Raw genomic sequence first — 12683 nt, forward strand, 5'->3', positions numbered from 1 at the left:
CCCATACCCTTCCCATTATACTGGTTTTCACTCAGTTTGAAAATGTTTTAGCGGAAATATTCAAAAATACTTATATTATCTGAAAAAGCCCTTCTCACTGACCATCTATCCAGTGAAGAAGAGCTATTTGTTTTCTATTCGACTCCCCTCAGACAAGTCCCAGTCAACTACTCTCGGTAACTGCTATAAAAGGCCTTAAACTTGAGTAAACTTGTTTCCAATAACTCTGTTGACGTCGCCACATTGATTCTAATACATCCCTTATTGTTCGCAATGAATCTCGTTCCTGTTTCCACTAAAACACCAGTTTCCTGAGCGAGAGCCTTGACAAACTGCTCAACCTCCTGAACCTTCGTCAATCGCATCCAAATAAGATAACTCGACTCTGGCGCATAGATAGTAATTTCTTCGTCTTTTAACAGCTCAGTCACTAAAGTCAAGTGGCTAGTAATTTTGGCCCGTAAGTCAACCAGCCAATCCGCCCCTACCGTATACGCCGCTTCCGTGTATTTAGCGCCATACCGATTAACAGAAACATGATACTTTTCATGCTCTCGACGTACCTCTGATAAAAGCTTTTGGCTTTTTACCACAAGATAAGAACTATCTAATCCCGATAGATTAAAGGTTTTATTAGCAGAATTGCTGACAATAATTTGATCATACTGATCGAAAAACATCACCAACGAATTGAACGAATAACCTGCTCTACAAAAATCACTATGAATCTCATCAGAAATAATTAGTACCTCATGCTTTTTGCAAACCGCAACAATCTGACTTAGTTCAGTCTTTGTCCAGACTTTACCGGACGGATTGTGAGGGTTACAAAATAATAAAATCGAGACATCATTCTCTTTAATACTAGTTTCAAACGCCTCGATGTCTAAGTAATAATGCCCCTCATCACTCAGCAAATCAAGAGTCGTTAACTCCCCAAAGTTTCGAGCAATTGTTTCAAACACCCCATAAACGGGCGTTAATAACAGGATACCTCTACCAGTTGAAACAGCCGAGGCAGCAAAGTGCATCGCCGAAACCGTTCCAATACTAGGATAGAGCCACTCCTTTTCAAGCACAAGATTATTCTGCCGGTAATACCAGTCGATAATCGCTTGATAATAACTATCTGGTAAATCAAAATACCCAAAATCCTTCTCTAAAAATGCCGCCTCTACAAAATGACTGATTTCCCCAGCCAACTTGTAATCCATGTCAGCAATAAACAAAGGATAAATCGTTTCAGGGACGTTTCCAAATCGTTTTTCAATGTACTGACGGTTCCATTTTTTTGATCCGTTTTGCGTTCGGTTCATTATCTCAGAAAATCTATCCACCGCTTATACATCCTTTTCCATTAATTCAACTAACTTATTAATCAGAATGTCCATCGCCAAATGAACATTCAAACGCGTATCAATTTCATGATCCTTATCAACACTTTGCGACGTGCTGATAATATCCGTCGCCATCAAGCCCAAAGGCGAATCTGGATTTTCTGTCACCAAGAGGACATTGACGTTTTTAGTATTGGCAATGACAATCGCTTCAATAAGTTCTGGCGGCTTTCCACTTCTAGAAAGCACTAAAACAACGTCCTCTTCAGGATTTAATTTTTCTGCGGAAATACGCATAAAGCGTGAATCATCGTATTGCTCAGAGTTAATTCCCAATAATAACAATTTCACCTGAAACATCTTGCCAATATAGCTACTCATTCCCATACCATAAATAACAATCCGCTTTGCTGAAATAATTTTCTGTAGAAGGTCTTCTGTAATAGATTCCAGCACAATGTTGTAATTCGCAATAATCGTCTCAATATATAATGATTGACTGTCAACAAAATGGCTGTTTTTTTCATTCAAGAAAAAATCATTTTTAAATAAAATAAAGCTACTATACCCTATTTTTTGCGATAGCCTATGAACACTCGTCCGCGAAACATTGTACTTATCCGCCAACTTACTGACAGTAAAGTCGGCCATTGAAATCTTTTGTTGATCCAAGAGTAACGACTGTAATAACTGTTTCTCGTTACCTGTTAATTCTTCTACATTAGTCGAAATTTGCCTCTGTAAACTCATGATTATTTTCCTAACTATTCAAATTATTTTTCTTCTTGCTGATATTGATTATCCAGTGCTTTTACAAAGGGATAGTAAATAACTGTCGCCGCTGCAATCGACACCACTTGCACAACGGCACCTGGCCAGCCAGCTACTAAAAAGCCAGAGAAAATTGGAGGCGTTGGCCAAGGCGCAATCACACCATTAAATAACGGCATAAAGCCTACTCTAATCGCACCATACGCGATTAATACTGACACTACTGGAGCAATCGTTATCGGAATAAGCATCAAGGGATTAAAGACCATTGGCAAACCGAAAATAATTGGCTCGTTGATGTTAAATAGCGATGGAACCACACTCAATTTTGACATGGTTTTTAAACGACTTGATTTTGCCACAATAATCATCGCAATCACTAACCCTAATGTTACACCTGCGCCACCAATTGTTGCAAATTGGTCGATCATCTGAATCGTTCCAACATTTCCAGTCTCCAAGCTAAGGTTCCCCGCCTTAAACAACTCCAGATTTTTCACTGAATTTGCATTTAATAGCGGATTAATGATTGAATTAACAACTGTTGGATGGATACCAAACCACCATAAGAAGCCATTAAGTCCAGCAACTACTGTAATCGCACCTAAAGAAGACGTCAATCCCTCTAAAGGAATTTGAATAATTTTATAAATCAGATGAGGGAACGAATCTGCATATAAAGTTGAAAGACCTGCAAGCACCAACATAACAATCACCGTTAAAAAGCCCGGGATTAACGCACTGAAAGACTTTGATACCATATCTGGAACAGATTCTGGCATTTTTATAACGAGGTTGCGTTTAACACAAAAACGGATAATTTCAACGGTTAGCACACTAACAATCATCGCTGTAATAACGCCCTGTGTCCCTAACCAGTCAAAGGACATGATCTTGCCAACTGTTTCACCAGATTCTGTCACTAAACTTTTAGGCGTCACCACCACATACGACACAAGCGAAAGTATCATAGACGATAACGCATCGAGCTTATACAGCTCAGCCAATTTGTATGCTAACGTTCCTGCCAACAAGAATCCCATCATATTAAAGGTAGCGCGGTAAGCCGATTCAATATAAGAGGTCCAATTATCCCCAAAAATGGAACCCATAAAATCAGCATAACCTGGCAATGGAAAATCTGTCAACAATAGAAAAAATGACCCAATAATGGTCAAGGGCATAATAACTAAAAAACCAGATCTTAACGCCGTAAAATAGCGCGTATTGGTAATTTTTGAAACCACCGGAACCACCTTATCTTCTATTGTACTAATAAACTTCTTCATTACTTTCCTCCATAATCTTTTTTGTCATTTAATAGAATACTCCATGATTATAGTAGCTTTCAAACAAATAAACCATACATACTTTTGGGATAAATTCCAAAAAAGTAGGTATAGCTCATTCACTTCGTTTATTCAGTTGGCTTGTAGCTCAATTATTTAAATAGTAATAAGTCTCGTAAAACAATCTGTAAATAGGTATCCGTTCTAATGATCGAAATAATTAAGACTGCTTATTTTTTCTGAGAAATATCCGCTTCAAAACGATACAGCATATCATCCTCAAACCAAGCTGGGAAATTCGTTCCCCAGACATTATTTTGGAGATTGACATAAATCCCGTCATTTAAGGAACACTGTTGATTATCGAAAATCAATAACCCGCGACGACCAAAGGAGAAGAGCGGGGCATCAAGGCTTCTAATCCCTATTTCTCCCTCAATCCCCGTATAATTCAGCCCCTCTTGAGACAATGAGTGAATACTCCGATTGCCATTTTCTACCACATCGTAGGGTGATAGACGTGAGCCTAACTTGGTCATTTTCCATCTGAAAGGATTGGCAACCTGCAAACTCGTCTCCAACCAATACGCCTCTGGCATACGATTTGCCTGCTTCCCATTCCATTTCAAGTTTCCTTTAATGCTTAGTTTTGCCAAATCAATCTCGTAAACCAATTGATTCTTCCGTGGTAAGCCCCACATTTTTTGTTGGTAATCAGTAAAGGACAGATCAAAGCTCACCACTAATTGTGACCCTGATTGAACCATCGAAGAGGCCTCAATCATCGGCTTAATCAGCTCGTAGCGAATTGTCTGAAACGCCTCGATTCCCCGCTTAGCAAAATCTACTAAACACCAGCTTGAGGTAAAACGAGTCAAACGACTGTATTTACTTAAGAAATCCGCATAATTAGCAAAATCAAATCGTTCATAAGATAAGCCACCAAACTCATGCCCCTCAGCAACAAACGAACGACCAGCACTCTCCAAGAAGCTGATCCCGCCACTTGGTGAAAACGAGAGCGAGAGCTCGCCAAACTGATAAACCTTCCCTGGCATCACCGACTCCGTCACCCCAGACGGTAGCGGCTGAATCTCTCGCTGTTCTGGTGCTAACACTTTCTTCGCCTCAGCCTGACGCGACTCACTTAAACAAGCCACAGCTTCCTTTAAATAATCTCGCTGCTCCTGCCACGATTCTTCATAAAGCTTATAAGAACGTTTCGGTCGAAAAGCCTCCGACTCAATATCCGTACTAATCAGCGCCATCAAATCGCCAAAATCCATCGTTGAGCGGTCGTGATTAAACGTAATCACATCACGCTTGCGAGCCGCCTCAAAATCAGCGATCGGGTAATTGGTATAATCAGGTAAAAAGACATTGCCATTACCGCCCCACGTGTGCTCAGCTACTAGCATCAACTGCTCAGAAAAAGCTTGATACTCAGGCTCCTCAACCGTCCACTGCTCCTCGGCTAACCACTGATCGCGCAAGCGCAGTAGGCTAAAGTAATCAGCAATTTTTAACGGATCTGAGGCCACACCGTGAATCCATGTATCGCCAATTTCCTCTTCAATTACTGGCAAAGTCTCTCGCTTTTCCCACGCTGCCGCGGCAAAGCTATCGAGACTTGACGCCACAATCTCCACGTCTGGATTTTCTGTGGCTAACTGTGCCATCAGCTCAGTCACCTCATGACTATCTCTTGGTGGCCCAGCATTATCATGGCTGTGAGCAAAGTATAACATCTCATCCCAGCCTTCACGCATAAAGGTTTCACCATAATCTTGCGCGTAATGAACCACAATCTCAGAGCCATCCTGACTGCGCCAGAGAAACATCTCTGGCACATGAGGAATAGCGGAGCTGGCATTAACCCCAATGTGTAGATATTTCAAGCCAGCCTTAGCCATTAAAGGAACAATCCCAATCGTGTGACCAGGAACATCTGTCAGCTTAGCCGCTATCGTCTGAGTCCCAAAACGTTGATCCAGCGACTCCGAAATCGACAGCCCGTATTCAAACAAGCGCTGATCCATCAGCTCACTGTGCATCGTGACTGGTAAGCCATGCCACTTAATCGTGCCATGTTCAATCGCTTGTGCCATCCGCGCCTTATCCTGATCGCTTACCTCAGGATGCTTCAAATAAAAATCAATCAACCATGAACCTGTCGTCCAAACAAACTGATCTGGCACCTCTTCACCAATTTGCAACGCCCGCGGAATAAAATCAGTCAAATACTGTTCCACAACTGTTTTAGCTAAATCAGTAAAGCCAATATCTAAGTGGGTTTTAAACACTACATGAAGCTTTTTTTTCATCTCTCTTCCGCCCTTTCTAGAAAAGCTGTTCGTCTACTTTCGGATTATAGGCAACTGTTAAAATTCCTTCATTTAATTCAGACGCCTTTTCAATCAACCCTTCAGGCGATTCATTAGACATCAAGAATAGCTGATAATCAAATTCGTAGAAACCAGATAAATCAACCTTAAAGTTAGTCTCCCAGAAATTATTCATCGGCCAAGAATACACGACCTCTTGATTTTTAGCCGCTGTTTCAGCTGAACACAGCTCAACTAAATGACTGTCTAAGCTTCCTAGTGTGATTAATGGCGTGTCCTTCGTCGCAACTACCAACCCATGCTGACCATCGGTAAAGGTTAAACCATTATTTAACAGATAAAATTCCGTATTAGTTCCTGGCAATTGATCAATCGCCGGACGGAAAATTGTTCCTGTTTTTTCCACATAAAACTCACTTTCATCACCATAACTAAAGGAAAGTGGCACATACAGATTTTCAGGCGCCCATTCATTTTCCTTCTGAATTCTGACCGTTACATTTAATTGTGGCAAGTCCTTATAAACTCGCAAGACCACAGTATACATCTTGGTTCCAACTAGTTCATAGTCCAATTCAAAAATCGTATAAATTGGGCCATCAACCGTTACCTTAACTGATTTAAGCTGTGCGACAGATCGTTCTGTTACCCGACCTTTGCGGTTACGTCCCATAATTCGACGCTCCGTACACGCATCTGTCGTGATTGGCGTCACCTCATAAACTCCTGCAAAAGGCGCATGCTCTTGCTTTTGATGAAGTAGATTCGCCCCAGTACGCTTGTCTACAAGCTGCTCAATCCCTGTTGTGTGATTAATAACCAAGCTGAAATCCGCCGTCTCTATACCATAAGGAGAAACCAAATGCTCATAGCCATCATAAGAGGCCACATCAGCAATTAATTCCGTACCGATATAGGCATGATTCCAATTTTTCCGTCTAGCAGGTGGGGTTGCTACTCGTCGTAATCGAACGATTCGCTCTTCTTCCGCCTTTAAATCAACTAAAAATTCAATCTCTTTCCCTAGAGACGTATCTGCCACTTGTGAAGGAATAACCTCACCTGTTTGGCAATCAACCACTTCAATAAAGTCAGAGGTCTCAAGATGGAAATAAGAGTCATCCACCGTTTCCCAATGCTTGATATAAATTTTTGCATGCTCCGTCACCGGACGAGCATGAGGATTAATGATCTTATAATGAGACCCACGATTCATCTGAATCGACTCTTCCCCAAGCTTCGCTAAAATCTCATCCAAATGCTGAGAAATCAGGCTATTAGCATTAATCGCATATGCCGCCTTGCGGTAGTCCAAGTCATTAACAAAGGTATTCCACGGCTGTCCCACAGAAGAATGATAGCCCCACGTATGCTCAGCATACATCATCAAATTCTGCTCAGCCTCAGCTAATAAGTCTGGTTTACCCAAAGTAGCCTCTGGATCAAGCTTATTAGCTACTCGGTATTTGCGCTGAGCATCTCGGTAGATTTTTGTCGGCGCCGGAGTTGAACCAACCCCATCTGCCCACCAGTCAGCCCAGTCACCACTATAAGTCGGAAGCTCAAGGTCTTGCTCACGTAGCATGCCAAAGAATTCATTCAGCGTCACCAACTTAATCTCAATCGTCTCACCATGAAGCTGATTCCATTTATGAATCACTTCCATCATACGTGGATTTGGCGGCGCATTATCCGTCACAATCCCACTAATCATCGCAGGCACAAAATTGAAGCTATAGCCCTCTTCATCCAACAAATCAAAATGAGCAAAAATCCGCTCCTCTGTCACTTTAAATTGTAACTCAGCCTCTGCCTCCGTATAGCCCTCAGGTCCATACTGCTTTGCTTGATCTGAGTTAGGTACCAATAGAAAGTCATTACCCGTCTGATAGTGATCGCCGTTCCAGACAAGAATCTTATTACCGGCCTGTGTTTCCCACCAAAAAGGAAGTTGTTTTTTGAAAAGTGGAAACATACCGTGATGAGTGTGCAGACACGAAAAGAGATTTTCAATCCCATTTTGATACATCGTCTCTGCGTAGCCCCATGAAAAACCATTAATATCAGCCGTCATCGCCGAATTAGCCACCAGTCCAAGTCCATCGACATAGCGACGACCCTTCGCAAACATTTTAGCCAAGACATGCTCATCAACCAACTCCGTCATATTCAAATAACTTAACGATATGTCCATCCAGCCTTTTTTGACAAAATACTCAAATTTTTCTTGCTCCTCTTGTGTGCTATTAGCCATAAACTGCTCAACCTGCCAATAGTTTTCACACGTATACTTGAAGCCTGCCCACTCAGGGCGCTCGCCAGCTTCAATCTCTTCTAAGAAGCCAATCACACTCTTGATAAAATCAACATGATACCGACTAATTTTTTCTTGCCGATCCGTATACCCAATATCCGTATGAGAATGATGGACCAAATAAAGCGTTCGTTTTGTCATTGTTCTAACCCCTTTATAAAAAGTAAACGTTCCTGCTATCTCTGACTCAAGAGCGCGAGCCCTTGAAGTGTTGCTAAACTTGTATTCTGACTTTTTCTAATCACGGACAACTCGCCTAAACTACGCACAAGGGCGGGCTGAAAATAAAGCAAACTGCCGCTAATCTCGCCACCAAAAACCAGTTCATCTGGTTGAAACTCTGCCACAAAAGGCGCCAAAGCTTGCCCTAGCCACTCGCCAAAGCCCTCAAAAACAGCTAAGGCCTGCTGATTCCCCAGCTCCGCCTGACAAAATAACTCATATCCCGTTAACCCTGCCAGTCCTTCTTGTTGAGCAAGTAATTTCAACCCATTAGCTGATAAATAATCATCAATCCGACTTTCCTTAAAAGGACTATCATACAACATGCCCTGATTATTCAGCCCGTAGCCCGCTCTCACCAGTTGGCCGTCTACTATAAAAGCTGATCCACAGCCTGTGCCAAGCGTTAGATAAATCCCTCTACCTAGTCCACTCCCATGTCGTTGAACAAATTCTCCTAAACCAAAAGCCGTCGCATCATTTTCAAACACAATCGGAACCTCTAACTGAAAAGCCGTTCTAAGCCATTCTTTTATCAGTTCTTTCAAATTAACCTGATAGATCTCGTCATACTTTCGCATCCCCTGCATCAAGCTATAGCCTTCTTGATAATTAAAAGGACCTGGAAAGGCAACTCCAACACCAAGTAGCCTATACCCTTGTGCCAAAATCTCACGATTAACGGAGACAACAATCTCATAAAAATTAGTTAAAATCGTCTCTCGATTGGCCTGAGATTGAGCAGGAAATTCACGGTTCGTAATAAAAAGTGGTTCGTTTTTTTCATTTAAGCAATTGACCTTCACCGTCGTCCCACCGACATCCATCAAAAAATAGTAACCGCTCATCGCCGCCCCTCCTTATCTAACATAAGCCTTCATAGTTTTGAGCTCTTTTCCAAGACTCGTACCGCTTGGACTAATGCGGTAATGCTTAATTGTGTCAGGAATAATAAAGGTCTGAGCGTAATGAACCTTGAAAGGCGCAAAGCTACCGTCTAGGCTCTCGACAAGTGCCTCATCTCCCTCAACTAGATTGAGAACATTGACACTGCCATGGTTTTCATGAATCACAGGGACTGAAAAAGTATGACGACGCGTTTCAATAAACTCTGTCTCATGCAAGCCAGTACGCTCCTCCTGCCAGCCTTCCCCCGTCGCCACAACAACAAAAGGATTCACCAGCTCACGCTTGACCCACTCTTCATCTCGCTTAATATCGATATTAGGCGCTCCATGATTCAAATGAACCGGACGCGGCAAGCCATCTAAGTCAACTCTGCCCCAATCCCATAGTTTAAAGGTATAGCGATTCGGTGTCGCACTAATCTCCAACACAACTGAGTTAGCCCCACTCGAATGAATCGTCCCACCAGGAATTGAGTAGTGATCGTGAGCCTTGACGGGTTGTTGATAAATGAATTCCTCATCAGGAAATTCCCCATCACCGCTCGCTGCCTTTTCCAATGCTGCCATCAGCTTAGGCTTAGTGATGCCATTTTTGACCCCCAAATAAACCTTCGCATCCTCTTCTGCCTTTAAGATATAATAACTCTCATCCTGTGTATACGTTGCCCCAAAGGTTTCTTGAGCGTATTCCGTCGTCGGATGGACCTGTAAGCTTAAATTAGACCCACCAATCGTGTCTAAGAAATTAAAACGAATAGGGAAATTAGCACCGAAGCGACCATACGTACGCTGGCCAAGAAGGGCCTCTCCTTGAAAATAAACCAAATTACTAGCGGGGATCTCCATCTTTGTCCCGCCAAAATTCAGCAACAGGCTATTCTCCTCTGGGACACCATTAAAACTCCATGCTAGGTTTACCTCATCCTTACGAAAATCAAATTGCTCCTGCATCCAGTGACCGCCCCAGACTCCCGGATCAAAAAAGGGAACCAAAGAGAAAGGTTGATGAGCACACTCTACAAGTGCCTGCTCATATGTCTCACGACCTGCCATCACCCAGTCCTCACGAACCGTATCAAGGAAATAAGCAATCTGCGGATAAAGTCCGCGCTTATGCTTATCCGCTACCCGCCACTCAAAGAAATAGCCTCGCTTGATCATCCGAAGTGAATCCTCACCAGCATTGTCCGCTTTCCAGTTAGAGTAAGCTCCTGACCGATACCGAATTTGGCTTTCCCAACGAGGCAAATCCGCATAAACAATTAGATCAGACGGATAAACTAAACTAGCCCCAACGCCGATGATTCCAACCTTTAAGCCTTCTTTTAACGCCGCCGTAATTTGTTGCTGTAGCAACTCTTGCTGTTTCTCATCAATAAAGTCTGCCAAAGAATGGTGCGACATCACACCAAAGACTCGGTCATCCGTCAAATTAGCAGAAATCATCTCCGTCACAGTCTGGCTGTCATAAAACAACTCATCACTGGCAATAATTACATCTAGCCCTAACTGATTTAACAGGCCGTTCTTTACGCTCTCAGTATCAATCACTGGGTAGCAGTCTATTGTTATAACATTAAGTGTTTCCGCAGCCATCCGCTCTTTTAATCGAGACACAATCGACGACTGACCTGAGAACACCTCTTTATCTACACTCACGTTCACTTCTGGAAAAAAATCATAAACCACGGGTGTCACGCCTCCTTAAAAATTAACTTACCAAAATTATAGCATAGCTTTTTAACTTAAAATGTCTTTTTAAAAGCCACTAGTTTCAGCCTTTTCAGCCTATTGTTATAACAATAGAACGAAATCAGCTTTTCCACTATGATATAATGCTGATAACAACCAACAAATAGGAGCAATCACGAAAGGAGTTTAACGATGCTAAAAAACGAATCTGCTTACCCCTTATATGCCCAAATTGCTGACCAGCTGCGAGCCAACATTCGCACCGAAAAATGGCAAGAAGGCGAACGTATTCCTACAGAAATGGATCTTTGCGAGATTTACCACGTCAGCCGTATCACCATCCGCAAAGCCATCAACGAACTCGTAAGTGAAAATTTACTTTATCGAGAACGTGCCAAAGGAACCTTTGTCAAAAAAATCGACCTTGACAGTAACGAGTATGCCACCGTCGTCAAAAGCTTTACCCAAGAGCTACGCGAGCAAGGTAAAAACGCCACAACGCTACAAGCTGATATTAGCAAAAGCCATGCCGATCATAAAATCGCTAAATACTTACAAATCAAACCCGGTGACGAGATTTTAATCTTGAAACGCGTCCGCGGTGACGGTAAAAATATCGTCGCCTACTTTAAAACTCATTTAGTTTACCGAGAGGATTACTCCCTAAAATCAAGCGATTATTACGGATCATTTTACGATTACTTAGCAACAAAAGGAATTCGAGTCAATCAAGAAAATGAGTACATCGAAGCGATTTCCGCCACACGTGAGCTACAAAAGCTACTCAAAATCACCGAAAACGAGCCAATTCTTAAACGAGTCCGCTTTACTTCACAAAAGGAATTGACCTTTTATGAGTACACGGAATGCTTTTATATTGGCAGTAAGTATCGCTATTATCTGGATTTTGATTGAGTTGGTTTTAGATACAAAAATGCCCCATCCTATCAGATAGAATGGGACATTTGCTTAATTCTTAACTTCCTACTTAGCTAACTTAGGCTTTCCGTCTTTATCGACTAACATCACCAAGGCTGCACCGATACCACTCTCACTAATCATTAAATATTCCACATCAGTTTCCTTATCAGTCACAATAGTTCCTTTAGTTGTTAAACTTCCTTTAACCTTTGAAAATTCTAGTCTATCACTCATTTTCTTACCTCCATATTTTTAATTTAATATCGTTTTTTTAGTTCTTTCAGTTAAATTTCTCTGAGAGCTTCCATTTCTAAAATTATTGGTAAATAAAAAGCCACCAAATAAACAGACACTCAAACTCTCCTGTCACCACATACAGAACAATAAATAATGAAGCCAGTCTCACACCACCTTAAAATCTATATGTTGCCTTTTTAAAGTTTAAGAGCGATTGTCATAATGACCCAAAAAATACCTACGATTAGCACTGCACCAAAATAAAAATTAATAAACCCTTTACCCGTCGCTACTGGTATTTTTCCAGCTGGAACTCTCTTTTTGTCTAGCGAACTTCCAACTACTTTAGTAACGACTAAAATAATCAATAAAAGTGGTACTGCATAGATAAGCGAATTTACTACTGAACTCAATACTTCATTCATAATTTTTCTCCTACTTTCTAAAAATAAATAATCAATGACTTAATTGATAAACTTTTCTCTCTGTGATAATTCCGCATACAGCTTTGATTACTGACTTAAATAAATGATGCTAGGATGAAATCATGGACACGTTTTGGTAGAATTATACCTAAGAAGAAAAGGACGTGTCTCAAATGGCAAAACAACGATTTACTGAAGAGTTCAAACAAACGATTGTTGACC

10 protein-coding genes are annotated in these 12683 nt (G+C 41.6%); 1 reads left to right on the plus strand and 9 read right to left on the minus strand.

Features of this window, described 5'->3' with window-relative positions:
- Positions 1-167 precede the first annotated feature (167 nt).
- From AC5KOD_RS08695 to AC5KOD_RS08725, 7 genes are all read right to left on the minus strand, one after another.
- Entirely contained in the window at positions 168-1337 is a 1170-nt protein-coding gene (locus AC5KOD_RS08695; RefSeq protein WP_496914158.1) for a MalY/PatB family protein, read from the minus strand.
- Positions 1338-1340: 3 nt separating this feature from the next.
- Positions 1341-2087, minus strand: a complete 747-nt coding sequence (locus AC5KOD_RS08700; protein WP_496914159.1) for a MurR/RpiR family transcriptional regulator — start codon at positions 2085-2087, stop codon at positions 1341-1343.
- A gap of 23 nt (positions 2088-2110) precedes the next feature.
- On the minus strand, positions 2111-3397 hold the full coding sequence (locus AC5KOD_RS08705) for a PTS sugar transporter subunit IIC (RefSeq protein ID WP_496914160.1): 1287 nt from the start codon (positions 3395-3397) through the stop codon (positions 2111-2113).
- 230 nt (positions 3398-3627) lie between these two features.
- Positions 3628-5721, minus strand: coding sequence for a DUF5054 domain-containing protein (locus AC5KOD_RS08710; protein WP_496914161.1), 2094 nt, complete (start codon positions 5719-5721; stop codon positions 3628-3630).
- 16 nt (positions 5722-5737) lie between these two features.
- Positions 5738-8197, minus strand: a complete 2460-nt coding sequence (locus tag AC5KOD_RS08715; RefSeq protein WP_496914162.1) for a glycoside hydrolase family 38 N-terminal domain-containing protein — start codon at positions 8195-8197, stop codon at positions 5738-5740.
- Positions 8198-8232: 35 nt separating this feature from the next.
- Complete coding sequence (locus tag AC5KOD_RS08720; protein WP_496914163.1) at positions 8233-9126, minus strand: ROK family protein; 894 nt, start codon at positions 9124-9126, stop codon at positions 8233-8235.
- Between the two features lie 12 nt (positions 9127-9138).
- Positions 9139-10875, minus strand: a complete 1737-nt coding sequence (locus AC5KOD_RS08725; protein WP_496914164.1) for a class I mannose-6-phosphate isomerase — start codon at positions 10873-10875, stop codon at positions 9139-9141.
- Between the two features lie 195 nt (positions 10876-11070).
- Here AC5KOD_RS08725 and AC5KOD_RS08730 point away from each other — a divergent pair, with 195 nt between their 5' ends.
- On the plus strand, positions 11071-11793 hold the full coding sequence (locus AC5KOD_RS08730; protein WP_496914165.1) for a GntR family transcriptional regulator: 723 nt from the start codon (positions 11071-11073) through the stop codon (positions 11791-11793).
- A gap of 69 nt (positions 11794-11862) precedes the next feature.
- Here the strand turns inward: AC5KOD_RS08730 and AC5KOD_RS08735 are convergent, their stop codons facing one another.
- Together AC5KOD_RS08735 and AC5KOD_RS08740 are read right to left on the minus strand one after the other, a co-directional pair.
- Positions 11863-12033, minus strand: coding sequence for a DUF6440 family protein (locus AC5KOD_RS08735; RefSeq protein WP_496914166.1), 171 nt, complete (start codon positions 12031-12033; stop codon positions 11863-11865).
- A gap of 200 nt (positions 12034-12233) precedes the next feature.
- Entirely contained in the window at positions 12234-12461 is a 228-nt protein-coding gene (locus tag AC5KOD_RS08740) for a hypothetical protein (RefSeq protein WP_496914167.1), read from the minus strand.
- Between the last annotated feature and the right edge of the window lie 222 nt (positions 12462-12683).

The sequence above is a fragment of the Vagococcus sp. WN80Y genome (genome assembly GCF_059621045.1).